The 18,317-nt window shown below is 34.2% G+C and carries 12 protein-coding genes; 3 read left to right on the top strand and 9 right to left on the bottom strand.

Going from position 1 to position 18,317, the window contains the following annotated elements; translation table 11 throughout:
• Positions 1–103 precede the first annotated feature (103 nt).
• From BN863_RS17920 to BN863_RS05095, 6 genes are all read right to left on the bottom strand, one after another.
• The gene (locus BN863_RS17920) at positions 104–1,480 is read right to left on the bottom strand and encodes a 3-keto-disaccharide hydrolase (RefSeq protein WP_158408964.1); all 1,377 of its coding nucleotides are present in this window, start codon (positions 1,478–1,480) and stop codon (positions 104–106) included.
• A 68-nt stretch (positions 1,481–1,548) separates the two neighbouring features.
• Positions 1,549–3,003, bottom strand: a complete 1,455-nt coding sequence (locus BN863_RS05115) for a hypothetical protein (RefSeq protein ID WP_038528178.1) — start codon at positions 3,001–3,003, stop codon at positions 1,549–1,551.
• Positions 3,004–3,189: 186 nt separating this feature from the next.
• A complete protein-coding gene (locus BN863_RS05110) occupies positions 3,190–5,829 on the bottom strand; it encodes a glycoside hydrolase family 31 protein (protein ID WP_084817470.1) in 2,640 nt (879 codons plus the stop codon).
• 299 nt (positions 5,830–6,128) lie between these two features.
• A complete protein-coding gene (locus tag BN863_RS05105; protein WP_148304567.1) occupies positions 6,129–6,962 on the bottom strand; it encodes an alpha/beta hydrolase family protein in 834 nt (277 codons plus the stop codon).
• 15 nt (positions 6,963–6,977) lie between these two features.
• Positions 6,978–8,612: a sialate O-acetylesterase gene (locus BN863_RS05100; protein ID WP_197539169.1), complete on the bottom strand. Its 1,635-nt coding sequence runs from the start codon at positions 8,610–8,612 to the stop codon at positions 6,978–6,980.
• 99 nt (positions 8,613–8,711) lie between these two features.
• Positions 8,712–10,520 carry a sulfatase-like hydrolase/transferase gene (locus BN863_RS05095; RefSeq protein ID WP_158408963.1) on the bottom strand — a complete coding sequence of 603 codons (1,809 nt, stop codon included), beginning with the start codon at positions 10,518–10,520 and terminating at the stop codon, positions 8,712–8,714.
• A 787-nt stretch (positions 10,521–11,307) separates the two neighbouring features.
• Here BN863_RS05095 and BN863_RS05090 point away from each other — a divergent pair.
• The 3 genes from BN863_RS05090 (at position 11,308) to BN863_RS05080 (ending at position 13,914) form a co-directional block, all read left to right on the top strand.
• Entirely contained in the window at positions 11,308–12,042 is a 735-nt protein-coding gene (locus BN863_RS05090) for a flavodoxin family protein (protein ID WP_038528169.1), read from the top strand.
• 364 nt (positions 12,043–12,406) lie between these two features.
• A complete protein-coding gene (locus BN863_RS05085; RefSeq protein WP_038528167.1) occupies positions 12,407–12,790 on the top strand; it encodes a VOC family protein in 384 nt (127 codons plus the stop codon).
• Positions 12,791–13,032: 242 nt separating this feature from the next.
• Positions 13,033–13,914 (top strand): helix-turn-helix domain-containing protein, encoded by an 882-nt coding sequence (locus BN863_RS05080; protein WP_038528165.1) that lies wholly within the window; start codon positions 13,033–13,035, stop codon positions 13,912–13,914.
• Positions 13,915–13,980: 66 nt separating this feature from the next.
• On the opposite strand, the gene BN863_RS05075 is transcribed toward BN863_RS05080, so the two are convergent.
• The 3 genes from BN863_RS05075 to BN863_RS05065 all read right to left on the bottom strand — a co-directional run bounded on the left by BN863_RS05075 (position 13,981) and on the right by BN863_RS05065 (position 18,256).
• The gene (locus BN863_RS05075) at positions 13,981–14,328 is read right to left on the bottom strand and encodes a hypothetical protein (protein WP_038528163.1); all 348 of its coding nucleotides are present in this window, start codon (positions 14,326–14,328) and stop codon (positions 13,981–13,983) included.
• Positions 14,329–14,455: 127 nt separating this feature from the next.
• Positions 14,456–17,053, bottom strand: coding sequence for a glycoside hydrolase family 95 protein (locus BN863_RS05070; RefSeq protein WP_084817468.1), 2,598 nt, complete (start codon positions 17,051–17,053; stop codon positions 14,456–14,458).
• Between the two features lie 258 nt (positions 17,054–17,311).
• Positions 17,312–18,256 carry a Kelch repeat-containing protein gene (locus tag BN863_RS05065; RefSeq protein ID WP_148304566.1) on the bottom strand — a complete coding sequence of 315 codons (945 nt, stop codon included), beginning with the start codon at positions 18,254–18,256 and terminating at the stop codon, positions 17,312–17,314.
• Positions 18,257–18,317: the final 61 nt, after the last annotated feature.

Here is an 18,317-nt window from a genome sequence, read left to right as displayed (position 1 = left end):
AAAAAGTGAAGCCAAAGGTCTAGAAAACCTCTAACTTCACTTGGAGTATTTGAAATATTAAAGCGCCTACCGTTAAAAAAAATAAGGCTACTGAAAATCGGATTTAATCCAATTCTTTAATCTGAATATGCTTATAAATCACTTCTGCATATTCTGCTTGTAAGGCAATAAATCCGGACCCTAATGTTAAACCGCCATAGGTAGCATTGGTAATTTCGTTTACCAAAACACCATTTAAATAATACTTTGCTTTATCGCCACGCACTTTTAAAAGCACTTGATTCCATCCTGCTTTTTCTTCATCGGTCCACTTTTTAGAACTGCTATAATCGCGCTTTTCAATGGTAGTAATCTCACCGTCCTTTACCACCTCACAATGACAGCCTAAAATATTCCATAAATCGCCACAATCGCCTTCCTGAATCTGATACTCTAAACTTGGTGGCCATGCATAATTCCCAGCCTGACAATGATACAATAAACCGGCATCGCGTATTTTATCTGCCCTCGGAACAAAACGGCGTTCTCCCCATTTAAAATCGAACTTTAAGTCGTAATTACTGTACCTTTTTTTAGTGACTGCAATCCCATAAGGTGCCTCTTTTTCTTGCCATTTATACATGGCTTTTAATTCTTTATCTTTATACTCGAACATGGTATTAGCTTCTTCCACAGTTGCATCTCCATGTACTACAAAATCGTAATTCGGCCCCGTTTCTTTATCATTTACAAATAGATCTACCCAGGTATTCGTCTTCGTTTCTCTAGTATTTTCTAAGCTTCTAATTCTAAGATTTCTATACGCAACTCTTCCATGGTCGCCTTGTAATAAAAGTGGAGAAAAAGCAAGCTCTTCGCCTTCGACACCTTCTCGAGTTGCTCCAGTGACTTCCTTATTTTCATGAATTACTATTCCGTTTAAAATGACTTTTTCGAAAAGCGCATTTTTTATTTTCTTACCAGTTTTATCGAATCGCGGTGCTCTAAAGATGATGTCGTAACTCTGCCATTCTCCAAGAGGCAAGGTTGCATTTACACGTGGTGGCATCCCTTCGTATCCTTTTTGTCCTTTAGCTTTACTTTCGTCCCAACGCTGATAAATCGCTCCACAGTCTGAATACTCTACATTTGCTTTCCCGTAACTATCGAAAATCTGAATCTCGTATCTGCTTTGTAAATATATCCCTGAGTTAGACCCTTTCGGAATTAAAAACTCAACATGTAATTCGACATCGCCAAACGATTCTTTAGACACCAGATGATTCGTTTTACCTATAACACCGTTTACAAACACATTACCACCTTTGGTATATTTAATTTCCTGCTGATTTTTAGAATCTACAGCCACATCCTTAGCAAGAAACCAATCGCCGGTAGGTGCTTGAAAATCGTCTAATGTCTTTAATTTTGTTTGTGATATAACTACGCTCGTACAACCAAGAGTTATAACGAAAAGCAATGTGTTTATATAAGATTTCATTTGTGTATTTTTAATATTATACGTTTTCATTTAAGTAAACGCTCCACCCTTTTAAAAATGGTTTCCTTTTATTTTTTGATTTTAGAAATCTTGTTATCAATACCATCATCGGTTACAGCTCCTGCTGTTTCAATCGTATTATTTTTACTGTTATCATCTAAAACAATCGGATAGTTTGTAAAGTTCTTCAATACAATTCCTGAAGCTGGATAGTTTTCATCTTTTTCAACCATACCAATCGTTCTGTTATCCCCTCCAAAATTAATCTTCAAGTCTTGATCAGCATTTTTCAAATCATTTTTCAATGTTATATTATGATTTTTTCCAATAATTATGGCGGCATGTTTGCTTCCATTATACGATTTCCCTTCGTATGGCAGTAGGGTAATTTCTGCATTCATACCACTATCATTCGGATAATCTACACCCAATGCTGGTCCATATTGTGCGTCTGCATAACAGTCTACAATATCACCTGTACCAATACAAAATCCACGTTGACAACCAATAGCGGTAGTCCCAGATACATATTTTTTACCTGTGGCATGGGTAAGAGTCACCCCAGCTCTCATATTCTTAATGGTACAATTAATAATTGTTGGATTAGAAGTTCCTCTTTTATATTCTACGCCATCGATAAAAGTTTCACCGCCATTATACGCCCTAATACCTTCTTCACCTAAACATAACATGTAGCCTTTAGGTAAATCGTAACCAAAAACTGTTTTAAAATTGACTTTATCGGCATCGGAACCTGTGCCTTTTTCTGTCCACATATCGTCTGTAGAACGCATAACGCCTTCAACATAACAGCCTTCTATAATTGGCCAATCGGCAGCTTGCATAAATATGGCGTGCCCATAAGAGCGATGGATTATAGTATTGTTTTTTGCATGATTTTTATATCCACGAATTAAAAATGACGAATGTTTTCTGTGGTTAATTACACTTTTACCACCTTTCCCAAAAACTTCTCCATAACCATACGGGTAAGACCCTTTAGTTGTGATGTGAAAGCCTTCTATTCTATTGCTTGCACCATCCATAACAATATTTGTAGCACGTCTAGTTGGTCCATCTTTTACAGATCCAACATCTACCATCGTAAGATTTTTCAATACGTTTTTATTTCCTAACACTTGTAATTCATATAATTCTTTATTTCCTATTGGAAACGCTGTAAAGACTTCTGTTTTTATATTTATAGTGACATCGGTAAAATCATAAACGCTATTATTTCCAGAAAAAAAGAATATGACATCTGCATTATTTTTTTCGAGAGTATTTTTCGAGAATTCACCATTTTTAATACTTTCTGCAGAAATGGTATATACCCCAGGACTTAATTTCACATTTACATTACTCTGACTTAAATACGGACGAAGTTCATTTAATGAGTTTACCTGAATTTGAGCATTTGAATGTATGTTTAACAGTAGTAAAATCCCTAGAAACAGTAGCCCTTTAAAAGTTGACAGCCAATTATAAGTAATAGGTTTTAAATAGATTGCAAGTGAGCGCATTGGTTTATCCGTTATTTTTATATTATTTAATCTAAATGATAAAAATACTTAAGACCGCGAAGACTTTATATAAACTATGATGCAATCCCTATGAATTATATGCCTAAAACAGAAAAGGTGAAGCCGAAGTTTAACTCAACCTCTTGCTTCACCTTACTTGCTATTATAAAAGTATTCGTTTTTTGATTAAAATTTTACATCTAAATCTGAACCTTTAAATGTTACTCGCTGTTTTTTACCTCCAACCACTTCAACATTTAAGTCCATAGGCGTCTTAGTGAAATCTAAATAATCGCCATTTCCTTTAACAATCCTTAAAGTTTTATTTGCTTCAGAATAACTCAATTTTAATTCTGAATACCCGCCATTTTCATACTCGTACGTTTCATTATCGTCTAAATACAAAGTAAATTCTGCATCGTTTCCTGGATATATTTTTATACGTAAAGGTTTATCTGTTTTTTCTGTTGCATACTGTACTTTTGGTCCGATTGGAATGATACTTCCTGCTTTTACAAACAGTGGTGTTTCATCTAAATTTGCCTTTACTGTTACTTCCTTCCCACCTTCAATAATTTGGTTTGTCCAATAGTTGTACCATTGTCCTTTAGGGAAATACATACTCATTTCTCGGCTCTTATATTCAGTAACAAAACCAACCATAAAAGACTCTCCAAAAATTAATTGATCTTTAATACCCCATGTTTTTTTATCTTCAGGATAGAAATATGCCAACGGACTCATAAGTTGTTTACTGTTGGTAGTAATTTGCCATGCTTGCGAATAGATATATGGCATTAGTTGGTAACGTAAATCGATAAACTTTCGTGCTGTACTTTCGAACGCATCGTCGTATCTCCAAATTTCTGTTTCCGACACATAGCCGTGAATACGGAAAATTGGACTAAAGGTTCCAAATTGAAACCACCGTGTTAACAATTCGATAAATTCTGGATTTGTATATTGATTATCGAACTCTGGATTAATTGAATTTGAGTCTCTAAAGAATCCACCAATATCATGTGTCCAATACGGCACACCCGCCATAGTAAAATTTAATCCCGCTGCTATTTGTTCTTCAAATTGTTCCCAACTAGCTTCTACATCTCCAGACCAAGACGTTGCACCGTAACGCTGCTGACCTGCATAAGCAGAACGTGTTAGGTTAAATACACGTTCCTTAGGAAACTCCTTTCTTCGTCCTTCGTACATGGCTTTAGTAACTAAAAGTGAATATGGATTTTGTACACTTTCGTATGGCCCGATAGCCGTATTTACTTTAGTATTTTTTACACCTTCTGGCTCTGTACCATCCAACCAAATAGATTTTACGCCTTTATGAAACATAGAATCGCTTAAAGCACGATAGAAGTTTTCACTCACTTTTTCGTCGTAAATATCTACATAATTACTACTTTCTATTTTTGTAAGACCGTACTTTTTTTCTAAAGGTTCATTTTTAACTTCTGGCCAAACAGAGACCATTAAATTTAGGTTTAAGCGTGTTAACTCATCTACCATAGCATCTGGATCAGGATATTTGACAGGATCCCATTCTGGACCTTTAGTCCCTTCTGGCCAATAAAACCAGTCTTGTACAATGTTATCGAACGGAATTTTTCGCTCACGCATTTCACGAGCATTTGCTAATAATTCCTCTTGATTGTGGTAACGCTCACGACATTGCCAAAACCCATATGCAGACTTAGCAAACAGTGGCGATGTTCCTGTTAACTTTTGATATTCTGAAATTACAGCCTCTGGATTCTCTCCAGCTACTAAATAATAATCTATAGCATTTCCATATGTACTTGAAAACACCGTCTTATTATAATCGGGTTTATTATAAAATAAATTACCTAAAATTTTAGCTCCTGTATTTTGGTATACCACCTCGTACGTTTTTCCTGCTTCTAAATGTTTAACTCCAGAATAGCGTCTTGGCATCCAAATGGTAGAATAATCGATTATGGCATCTCCATCAATGGTTACACTAATGCTTCCACGCATACGACCGTCGGTATCGCTTAGTGCTAAAAAGGTATATTCACCGCTTTGTGTTGGTGTAAAAGTTGTTTTACGTATGTTTTTCTCTTTAGCCTCTTTTGCTGCATACAATGCTACATTTTCTTTTTCGCCACCTTCAGGAACGACAAGCTCTTCTGTATCTGTTGAAATTTTAACCGTTTCTTTAAACTCAATTTCGTTTTGTGGTAAGTTAAAATCTGTTAAGCTGTAATTGTGCCAATAGATTCCGTAACCTTTAGTTGAAAGTAAAAACGGAATGGCTATTTCTTGATTATATTGTTGAAGTCTGATTGGTACATTCTTCCAATTCATAATACCACTTTGGTATTGGCCTAAACCATATAGCGCTTCATCTCCAGCAATGAATCCTTGAGATACGGTATGTTCTGCTTCCGGATTTGTTCCTATAAATGTTAACTCCTTAGTCTCCGATAATAAGTTTTTATTGTCTAATGTTTTATAGGCAATAATACCTTCTCCATCTACAGTGACATTTAGAGCCGCTGTAGAAATAGTTAACAAATTTTCACGTTCTTTAATGTCCCAAGTCACATTTTGAGGTTCTAATACCGTAACATAATCAGGAAGATTTGAGACTTCTGTTCCTGCTATCCTTTTTTTGACATGAATGATAGATTCATTGATAACTTCGATAATAATAAGAGTACTATCTTGAGTAATAGTTATACCATTCGCTGATTTTTCTATGGCATATTTAAACTTTTCAGACTGACATCCAAAAACGGTCAGCATAAGTATTGCTATACCAATACATTTAAGTCTTATTCGGTTTTTCATAAGTTGGTTTGTTGTAATAATTTATAGTTTTAGTTTATTTATGGTTTTCATTTATCTCTGTAATTTTTTATAAAAATGACTATCTCCTTGAGCGGTAACCAAAAACTTTAAAAATAGGTTCTCGACTCTGCTCGAACGCCATTGCGATGCTGAACTTCATTTAGCCTGACGATCTTATTCATAACATGGTTAATCTGAATGTAATTAAGAATCACAATCAATTAATATTTACTTAGCCACATTATCAAAATTAAGATGATTACATTTTTATTTAGGTTCGGTTTTAATTCTTTAAAATTTTAATGTACACTATTCTTAATTATAAAATCGATTACCAGTTCTGGGTTATCAATATCGTAATGGTGTCCTTTAGATTTCTGAACTCCAGAACTACATGGTGATACCGTAGCTGTGCCACCCAAACGGATGTAGTTATTTATAAGCACTAAAGTATTTTCTTCTGCTGGCACGACTTCATCTTTTAAAGAAATAGTATGTAAAATAGGAACCTTTGTAGCAACTAGTCTTTCTAATTGGTCTATCGGATTATTGGTATATGCTTTAGCCGCTTCATCGGAACTAAATTCGTATTCGTTTTTTAATCGTTCCCATTCTTTCTTTCCGCCTGCACTCGTTCCAAAGCCACCTGGCCAACTTTTAAAATCGCAAACTACAGCGTCTCCATAAATACAAGCTACCTTTTCCGGATTTGCTTTAGCCCAATTATATATAAATAAGCCGCCACGACTATGCCCATGTAAGGCAACTTTGTCTTGTAATGCATAGGTAGATATTAAAAGGTTGTAAAATGAATTCCACACCGAAACCGCCTTAGGACTTCCAAACATATTATCTGTATTAACGTAGGCAATGTGGAATCCTTTGTCTAATAACAAGCTGTCTAATTCTGCATGATATCCAGGAAAACGTGCTCGCCATACCCATGGATTCCCTTCCAATGCTTTTTTAGGATTTGTAATATGAGCTTCTCTACCTTCGAACTCAAAATTTGTCCGTTCAAAACCTTTCCAATTTGTTACTGTTACATTATGAGTTTGCGCCTGTACACTATTGAAAGCACACATGATATACGCTAGAAAAAGTAATATGTAAAAATTAGGATTCAGTTTCATTTTAATTGTGTTTTTTTAATTTACAGTCTTAAATAAAGATGCTGGTAATCCTTCTTTATTATATAGATTAGCACCTTCTGGGTTTGATGACCAAGCATAACGCACCTCTACAGGATTCGGAATGTCTTTATGCCAAACCGCTACTCGATTGTTTCCTATAATTTTAGCTTGAGCCCATTTCCACGCTCTATTCTCTCCACAAATTTGAAAACGTTTCAAAGGTTCATCAACTTCAATTGTTGGTTTCATTAAAATCTTTTTACCTACCATTAAACCAGAACCAACATGATTAAACTCAATAATTATCTTATCTTTCTGTATTGTCGATTGCTTATAAATAGGACCGCTACACACAACATCTTTATTGTAAGCTTGTTTAAAAGCCCATAAGGAAAGGCGTTTCCCGACATCTACTTTATTTTTTGGATGAATGTCTTGTGCTTCTCCAATATCATTTAAAACAGCTAACCCTGTATTGGGAAGCTCTAATATTTCTTGTTGACCGTTAGAAACCAAAACCCAACCTTCTGCATGTTCCATAGGTTCGTTATTTGGAGCTTTATAATTCGCTAATTGGCAACAATAAAAATAAAAGTCACCTTGTCCCCAAGCCGACCTCCAATTTTCGACCATTGCAGTAAGACGTAAACCATATGTTTCTGGAGAATTACCCGTATTACTTTCACCTTGGTACCAAATGGCACCTTTAATGGCATAAGGAATCAAAGGGTTTATCATGGCATTAAACAACGTAGCAGGAATTTGTTTATCGCGACTAGGATGTTCTATTTTTTTTGGTTTGCTAGGTCTTTGTTTGTTTTTAAGCTTTGCTTGTGCAACACTCAACTCCCATGCCTCTAATAATATATTATATTCTTTTTGTGCCTCGGCTTCGTCCCAAACGTCTAATTTTTCTTTATAAATTTTAATTTCATTATCATAAAAATCTTTAAGTACTTTGTTTTCTTTAAAAGCCTGTTTTGGCATCCAAGGTTCTATTTTTGTCGCTCCCAAATTGCAACTTATAATTGCTACCGGAACATTGAGTTCGCGCCGTAACTCTTTCCCGAAAAAATAAGCTGTTCCCGAAAACTCGTTTACTTCATTCGGAATGGCTTTAGACCAATCTCCTCTTCCTTGCGTTTTTTCTTCAAAAACACTAAAATCACGTCCAACTTTATACTGTCTAAATAACGGATCATTAGCTGAAAGCGCCTCTTGTCTTAAAAATTCTGCAATAGGCTCGTATTTAGATTCGACTGCCTCTCCTATTAACATTCTAAACGGTCTGTACATATTAGATTGTCCGCTACAAAACCACACTTCTCCAACTAAAACATCATTTATTTTTATTTGAGAATGCTCATCATTAAGAATAGATGATATAATCATTGTTTCTGATATACTCGAAGCTTTTAATGGATTAAGTTCTACTTTCCAATTTCCTGAAGCATCTGCCTTTACACGCTTTTTTTGACCAGCAAACATAACTTCTACATTTGCGTGTGGCTCCGTAATTCCCCAAACAGGTACTTTCTGACTTCTTTGCAGAACCATATGATCAGCAAAAATACTTGGTAACGTTAACTCGAAAGCAAATACACTTTGAGTGAATACAAACAAAAACACAACAGAGACAAATGGCTTCATAATACACTAGTTATATGAATGTTATTAAATACTAATATCAAAAAAAGCCTCATTTTAATTTATATATTTTTTAATACGCTAATCATTGTATTACGATTATTAGTTGATATGCTCTACATAATTATAATACACAGCGCCTTCCATTTCACCAGCGGCATTATAAAACCACGTTTGAATAAAAGCTGGTCCTTTAGGTAAATCTTGAATACTAAAATTTACACCATCTGCAATTGGTGTTACAGCTTTGGTTTCATCGACAAACACATCTTCACTATTCCAAATTTTTATCCGTGCTTGAGTAATATTTAGAGCCTTACCAGGTCCTGCATTAGTTAAGGTCGTTTGGTCTGCAATTTCTTTAGGCCATCGACGTAAATCGAAATTATACGTTCCTATTTTATCAAATTCAACGGCTATAAATCCGCTTCCAGTTGATCCCTTGTTTACATTACTTTGATCCCAAATTACAGTTCCATGAAAATCGTGAGCATGTAACACCGATTGAGGTTCGGCTTTATTTCCTAAAATTATTCGTGTGTATTCGCTAGAACGTTCGTCTACAAGTTGAAACCATTTTTCGTATTCCTGTTTTAACTCTGTAACAACATCGTTATAGGCTGGGTTAGAAATAATATTTTTTTCTTGTTTTTCATCTACAAGCACATCATAAAGTTCCCAATCGGACACACTATCTGTGCGTACCAAACGCCATTTATGAGTAATAACATCTCCATTCCAGTCGTCTTTTTTTACCGATAATTTTTTATACTTTTCAGGAAACTCCGTCCACATATCGTTAATAGTTACTGCACGATTTTTATAAGATTCTGGATCGTTAGACGTATCGTTATCTAAAAACGGTTTAAAACTACGTCCTCTAATTTTCAGTTGTTCGGGTCTGTTTTCTACATCTTCTAAGTTTAAAATATCCATAAAGGTTGGTAGCCAATCTATATGCGCCGTTAAAGCAGACACATCTTTTGCATTTCCTGTTCCACCAAGATTACCATCTGTCCATCTTATAAAGCAAGGTACTCGCGTACCGCCATCGTAATTAGAACCTTTTCCTCCTCTTAAATATCCTCCGGCACCATTATCTGTAGTAAAAATTAATATTGTATTATCGGCTATTCCTTCATCATCTAAATATTTTAATAATCGACCAAAATTTTTATCTATATTTTCTATCGTTCCTGTTTTAGCACTTACACCTTCTCGAGCATCTGGAGGCATAACATGTGGAGCATGAGCAGTTCCTAAAGGGATGTAAGCGAAAAACGGCTTGTCTTTTTTAATGTTTTCATCCATAAAATCCATAGCACGATTCATGAAAAAATTGGTTGTGAAAGCACCTTCAATACCATCATCTTCATCGGTCATTTCTACTAAAGAATCATTTACCCACATATGGGCGTGATTATTAGTATTGCCCCAATAATCGGGTTGCTGCCCTGTACCACCGCCTTTAATCCAAGCTACATATTCAAAACCTCTATCTTTTGGACGAAATGGATAATTATCGCCTAAATGCCACTTAAAAAACAAACCCGTAGCATAACCATTTTTCTTAAAAATATCGGCCATTGTAATTTCATCGGCGCGCATCATATTTCTTCCGTTAATTGTGTGCCATACTCCAACAACATCGCTTGGACGTCCTGTAAGTAATGCAGCTCGCGTTGGTGAGCAACTTGGAGACACATGAAAATCGCTAAACACTATAGACGTTTTTGCAAAATTATCGATATTAGGCGTTTGCGGTCCGTTTGGTTTGTAATAAGAAAACGCACTGTGACTAATATCGTCTGGCATCACAAAAATAACGTTTGGCCGTTTGGAAGATTGCGCGAAAAAATGCGTGCTACTTAATCCTATTAAAAACAATATAAATAACGGTATCCGTTTCATAATTTTCATCTTGTTAAAACATCAGTTATCCTTCCCTAGTAATTGCAACGTATGTTTTATTAGCATCTCTACATTTTAAAATGAGATCCAATTATTTTACAGTTAAACACATACAATGTTAGCCATAAGTAATTAATTTCTATATAAACCATGATTCATAGTCTATAACTTATGGTTGTTTTCAGCGTTTACGCTGGTATGTGACGCTTTATAAAATGGTAAACATAAACGTGATTTTGCAAAAACCAGATTAACTATTAAGTACTTTATTAAGGGATAACGCTACTAATAGAATGGATATAGCTAAACTATTTACTATGTCTTTTTTACATTTGATTGTGTAGAATTTATGTGGTATTTATATGTATTGCGCATCTTTAAAGTGAAAAAATAATTTCTAAAAATGGCAAGCAAATCTATTTTTGGAAAGGTTATACTAAAAAGGATAAACATATTACTCATGATTAAACAAATCAAGTTCAAGTCTAGAAATAACAATATTTTTAATTATTTAGTTCTCTTTAGTCAAAGGCAATATAAGTGTTCTTGTTCCTAATGTTTAACTATTAAATTTGAAAGTTAATGATAACAGCTTCTTAAGAACACCTATTAATCAGCATTACTTTTTATTGAACAATTACAATCTATTTAATCGTAGACAAAGCCTAATTCAACAATCGAATACGTTGCTGAATTAAAAATAAATTTAAGGAACGAAAATAGCATCCTACTAAAATTAAGAACACAGAGACTATATAAATAACCTGAAAACATTAAAATTAACATTATGAAAAAAATAGATTTTAGTAAATTAAAAGTAGTTTATGTAAACTGTACATTAAAGAAATCACCTGAAAATAGCCACACACAATCTTTAATAGACGTTTCCAAAGCGATAATGACAAAAGAACGTGTAGAGATAGACGAAATCCGATTTATAGACCACAACGTTGCGAGTGGTGTATATCCAGATATGACAGAATATGGTTGGGATACCGATGAATGGCCAGCCTTATCTAAAAGAATTTTAGACGCGGATATTCTTATTGTAGGAACACCTATTTGGTTGGGTGAAAAATCGTCTGAAGCTCAAAAATTAATCGAAAGGCTTTATGCAATGAGCGGTCAGACCAACGATAAAGGTCAATATGTGTATTATGGAAAAGTAGGTGGTTGCATTGTTACCGGTAATGAAGATGGTATAAAACATTGTGCAATGGGAATATTATATGCGCTGCAACACGTTGGATATTCTGTGCCACCTCAAGCAGATTGTGGTTGGATAGGTAAAGTTGGTCCTGGACCGAGCTATGGTGATAAAGTATGGAAAGGAGAAGAATTAGATCAACCTGTAGGTTTTGATAGTGATTTCACGAATAGAAACACAACATTTATGACTTATAATCTGTTACATTTAGCACTGATGTTAAAAGAGAATAATGGTTATCCAAATTACGGAAATTCACGTGAAGAATGGGATAATGGAGAACGTTGGGAATTTGAAAATCCAGAATATCGTTAGTAAACAATCTATACATAGTAGCACGTTTGTATTCTATTTAACCAAAATTTAAGGTAAAAAGGAACAAATTTAATTGCTAAAAAAGCAGACAATAAATTTTAAAGCTTACAAAGTCAGGCCACTGATTTTGTAAGCTTTTTTTATCATTATTAATATATTTGTAATCAGCACGTCTCACTAAAACAAACACTTATTTAGATGATTAAAACAAAAGCGTAAAACACTTCTGCTAAATTATATATCGTCATATTTACACATATCTCTTATATTTGAAAAATGGCGTCTAGTGTTCTTTACAATTGTAAAAATTGAAAAATAACAGACGTTGTAATCATTTCGTAATGTATAAAGTAAATTAAATACCATGTTTAACTTTTTATTTAATCATATAGCGCTTTCAGTAAAAGACGTTGACAATTCTGTTACATTTTATCAAAAGGTACTTAAACTTGAGGAAATTAAAAATACCGCTTCAAATTCGAAAACACGATGGCTTTCACTTAACGAAGGCAGACAACTTCACCTGATTCCACGTCCCGAACTTGAAGTAAAAACAAACAAAGCTGTTCATTTTGCTTTAACAACTACACATTTAGATTCGTTTTTAAAACATTTAGAAGACTTAGGTATTAATTATACCGATTGGAAAGATACCCCTAAAAAAGATTATATAAGACAAGACGGCATAAGACAATTCTATTTTCAAGACCCCGACAACTATTGGATTGAAATTAATAATGATATTTAGAACCAACAAAAACATTTCTATTTCAGCGATAACAACTCAAGAATACCGACAGATTAAAGCTAAACTTTATTTTTTGTTTTTAATACTAGAAACAAATCTCACTTAAACTATAAAAGGGAAAAATCTAATTTAGTCCACTATGATCTGAAAATAACACTGTAAAAGAAAACATATAGTTTACCTCTATTGCTTCTAATTTTCAGGACAAAAGTTTGCCTTAGTGAACACCGTTATAAATAATTATGAACGAAAACCAGATTCCATATATAACCTTTAATCCTGAAACTACCGAGAATTTTGGTTTTGAAATTGTACCTATTGAAAAAATTAGACGTGGAAAAAACAACCAACTACATGACCCAGAACAACCACATCAATTAAAATTTTATAATTTAATTTATTTTACAGCAGGTTCCGGAAGCCATTTTATCGATTTTAATTGGTTTCCTGTTCAAAAACACAGCTTAATTTATCTTACTAAAGAACAAGTAAATGCATTCGATTTTTCGGGAAATTTAGATGGCTTTTGTATGATTTTCACTGAAGACTATTTTATAGATTGTTTTGCTAATCTGTCTAAAGATTTTGTTTTTCGATTGTTTAACCCTCAACTGTTTTCGCCCATATTACAAATTCCAAAAACATCAGATTTTAATGATTATTTTAAATTATTACAGAAGGAATACATTAATTCTGATATGTTTAATCAGAAAAGCATTATTAACGCGTTGTTTACCATCTTAATTTCGAAAGCAGAAACTATAAAGCAATCTCAGACACTATATATTAAAGAGTCGTCCAAAATCATTACGTTCCAAAAATTTACAGCGCTCATTGAAATTCATTTAACACAAAGCAGAAATGCTAGCTTTTACGCTAATGAGTTAGCAATGACTTACAAACACTTAAATTCTATTTGTAAAGAATTAGTCAATAAAACAGCGAAAAATGTTATCGACGATTTTATTATTCTTCAAGCTAAAAGACGCTTAATAAATTCTAATATAAAAAGCACTGAATTAGCGTATCATTTAGGGTTTGAAGACGCTACAAACTTTACCAAATACTTTAAAAAGCATACAGGATTCACCCCAAAATCATTCTTAAAATCGCTATCTAAATAACATATATTCTAATTCTATCTATAATCATTATTATAAAAAACATTAAAAATGGCCATTTCTTCTGCTTTACACTGGGCATGCTTTTTTTATTTGCTTTGCTTTATCAACTATGCCTTGTGAGTTTAACCATTTAGCAATATCGGTACCTTCCCAATCCCAATTCATAATAGCATATCCTCCACCAGGACAAATAATCATGGCTTGGCCATTTCTTAACTTTTCTGATGGTAAAAAAACCTCAACACCAGGCTTTTTTACATTTCTAATTTTTAAAACCCCTTCTTGCACTCTTACTTCTTCTTCATTGGTTTCCCGATAATTCGGAATATTATCTCCCCATAAAGGCAATTCTAGATGCTGAGCTAGAGCTGAAAAACTAAGTTGAATAAAAAGAAAACATACTATTGTTCGCATCTATTATTATTTAATTGAAATTTCACATATTGATAAAAATAAAACAGGAAGTATATTTTTACGTTATAAATATATACTTCCTGTTTTCTAAGAATTTATTTCATTTTTATTTCTTGTTGAAATGAAATTACTTTTTCATAACAACAATAACTTGTCCTGCTGTTGTAGCAATATCATATTCGAAAACAGGCCGTAATGACACGTCCTCAAGTTGGGCGGTTTTTGAAATTTCAGGGGTTTTAATATTAGCAATCTTATAAAATGCATTTGAATTTTTTCCATTAGCTTCTTTTAAGGATGCCCCCTGCTCTAAAGTAAGTGCATTATACGAACGTATACGTAAATTTCCACCTAAATTAGATTTGATAACAGCTTTTACAACTGCTCCTTGTTTCCATTCTAGATATTCTATTTCAAACCCACCACGAGCTCTAAGTCCGCTAACAGTTCCATCTTTCCAAACATCTGGCAATGCCGGTATTAAATGAATCGCTTCATCATGACTTTGCACTAACATTTCGGTTAAGCCAGAAGTAAATCCAAAGTTTCCATCAATTTGAAATGGTGGATGTGCATCTAACATATTCGCATACGTTCCACCACCTTTTGGAGACCCAGGACGTCCTACTAACTTAATTTGATCCCCCATTAATTTATAGGCGTGATTGCCATCTAGTAAACGTGCCCATAAGTTTATTTTCCAGTTCATAGACCATCCAGTTGACGGATCACCACGCTGAATTAACGTATTTTCTGCTCCTTTAAATAGTTTAGGGTTTCTGTATGGCGAAATTAAATTCGAAGGATATAATCCGTATAAATGAGAGACATGACGGTGATCGTCTTCTGGATCATCTAAATCGTCCATCCATTCTTGTAATTGATTGTGTTTTCCTATTTTCATAGGTGGTAATTTGTCTAGAGTTTGCTCCATCGTTTTTACCAAATCTGCATCTACATTTAATAATTTTGCTGCTGCAATGGTTTTAGTGAGCATATCGAAAACCAACTGACTGTCCATAGATGCGCTTTCTACTATATTCACACTATTAGGACGTCCTTTTGGTCCATGTTCTGGAGAAATTGTAGGCGAAATAACTAACCATCCGTTTGGGTCTTCTGTTAAGAAGCTAATACAAAATTCTGAAGCACCTTTCATTGCAGGATATACCGTTTTTAAATACTCTAAATCTCCATTAAACATAAATTTATCCCATAAATGCTGAGCTAACCATGTTCCTCCAGTTGTCCACATTCCCCAAGTTGCACCATCTACAGGTCCCGAAATTCGCCAAAGATCTGTGTTATGATGTGTTACCCAGCCCTCTGCACCGTACATGACTTTTGCTGTCTCTGCACCTGTTACTGAAAGGTCTTTAACTAATTCAATTAATGGGTCATGCATTTCACTTAAATTCGTGACCTCTGCAGGCCAATAATTCATTTCTGTATTGATGTTTATTGTATATGCACTTTTCCAAGGCGGCGTTAAATCTTTACACCAAATTCCTTGTAAGTTTGCTGCCTGTCCACCAGGTTGAGACGATGAAATTAATAGATAACGACCGAATTGAAAATATAACGCAGCTAAACTAGGGTCTGTAACCGAGCTGAAGTTTTTAATTCTAACATCTGTTGGTTTATCCTCATGTTCAGATGAACCTAAATCTAGAGACACGCGATTAAAAAACTTCTTATAATAATTAGAATGATTTGTTTTTAATTGGTTGTAATCTTTCGTTTCTGCTGCAGTAATGTAGTCTGTTGCTCTTTTATGGGCATCTGCGCTAATATCTTGGTAATTCACAAAATTTGTTGCTATCGATATATATAACGTTACACTATTTGCTTCCGAAACTTCTAACATATTATTCTTTGCAAATATACGCCCACCATCATTCATAATTTTAACACGAGATTGAAACTCAACTTCTCCTTTAATAGGTTCGGCTTTTCCCAATCTTTTATTTAAATTATCACTTCCAAACCCAACCATTTTCAACACATTATTACCTTCTGTAGTCACAGTAACTTTTGCGGGTTCAGGACGATCCATATCGGCTGTAAAACTTAATTTTCCATTTTTATTTGCCGTTATTCGCATAACAATAACCTGATCTGAAAACGATGTAAACATCTCACGTTTATACTTTACGCCATTCGCTGTATAGGTTGTTGTATTAATAGCATTTTCTATATCTAATACTCTGTGATAATCTGAATATTCTCCTTGGTTTAAGAAATCTAACCTTAAATTCCCAACGGTTTCATAAGGCATTCCATGAGACGTTTTTGAAATAAACTTAGCATTTGCTAGATTATGAGCCTCTTTATATTTACTATCGAACAACAGTGTTCTAATTTCAGAAAGGGCTTCTTTTGCATCTGGATTAGGATTGCTATGTGGACCACCAGCCCATAATGTGCTTTCATTTAATTGAATATTTTCATGTTCCGGAATTCCGTAAACCATAGCGCCCAAACGACCATTTCCTAACGGAAGCGCCTCGTTCCAATCGGCTGCAGGTGCATCGTACCACAACTGTAACGGTTGATTACTCTCTTGGTGCGTCGTAGGATTTATTTTGTTATCTACATTGCTATCGCAACTTGTTACACCTACACAAAGTGTAAGCAATAAAACTCTGAGTATATTGATTTTAGAAATATATCCTCTTAAATAGCTCGGGGGAATTCGTAATATGATAGGTTGTGGCGAGTTCATTAGTTAATTTTTAATGTGGTTTGTTATTCAGCTTCAATCTTAAGCAAGATCATATTTATATTACATTTTTAATATAAATTAAAGTTCATTGAATATAAATTATGAGTACTTACAGTAAAAATAACTTCATTTTTATAACATTTTAGAGATTCTCACCCCCGTTATAAAACAAAGAAAACCTTAAACTTAACAGTTTAAGGTTTTTCAATTATGTTTAAATAAATCGTGTATTTTACTGCAAAACAATATAAATATCATCTATTTTTTATCGAAACGCTCAATACTTTGAAGTTCTGAGCTACCTCCTCTTTCACTACAACCCGATGCGATATACAATTGTTTTTTATACCAAATAAACTGTGTTCCATGTCTACCGGTATTTAACGTTGGTAAGGTACTCCAGGTTTCTGTTATGGTATTTAAAACCTCAACTTCATTATGTGCTGCTTTTTGAGTCATACTTTCTCCTCCTGAAAATAATATATTATCTCCAATACATATTGATGTACATCCAGCACGTTGGGTTGGCACAAGAGTATTTAAAGTACTCCAAGTTCCTGTTTTAAAATCGAACACATCAATTTCAGGAACCGTAAGGTCCATTACTTTTTTAATATGACCCGAAGAACGTCTCCCGCCAAGAAGATATAATTTATCGTTACAAATTACCGAAGTTGCATGATCTCGAGCACGAGGTGCATCTGGAAGTTTTTCCCAGGTCTGGGTTTTAAAATCGTAAACATCGAACCATTCTACATGACCATCCCAATGCCCATCTATGATACCACAAGCAATATACAATTTGTCTTTATACACATTTGCAGTTGTAGAGGCTCTAAGTCTATCTTCGGGCATTTTAAACCCTTTAGACCATGTGTCTGTTTTAGTTTGATAAACATAAGCGTGTTCAACAGGTGTTTCACGCGGATATTTCCCTGTAAACGCGCCAACAACATACACGTTACCTTGATATGAGACACCTTGAAAATGATGGAGTTCTAAAGGCGGTTTTGCGCCACTAGACCATGCATTTTCTTTTGGATTATAAATTGAAACCTCTTGAATTCGGCGACCTCCTAATAAGTAAAACAACCCATCGGATTCAATAAATGCAGCTTCATGACGCGCCACTGGTTCTCCTTGTGTTTCTAATGTTTTCCAAGTATAATCTTTTAAGGATTGTCCTGCTACAGATTGAAACATTCCAATACAAATAAAGTAAACTACGAGGCGAAAATATTTTGATATCATAAGCTCTAGGTAT

The sequence above is a fragment of the Formosa agariphila KMM 3901 genome (assembly GCF_000723205.1).
In the GTDB taxonomy this organism is placed as follows: domain Bacteria; phylum Bacteroidota; class Bacteroidia; order Flavobacteriales; family Flavobacteriaceae; genus Formosa; species Formosa agariphila.
The sequence above is the reverse complement of the archived record's forward strand: the minus strand, read 5'-3'. Positions and strand labels throughout refer to the sequence as shown.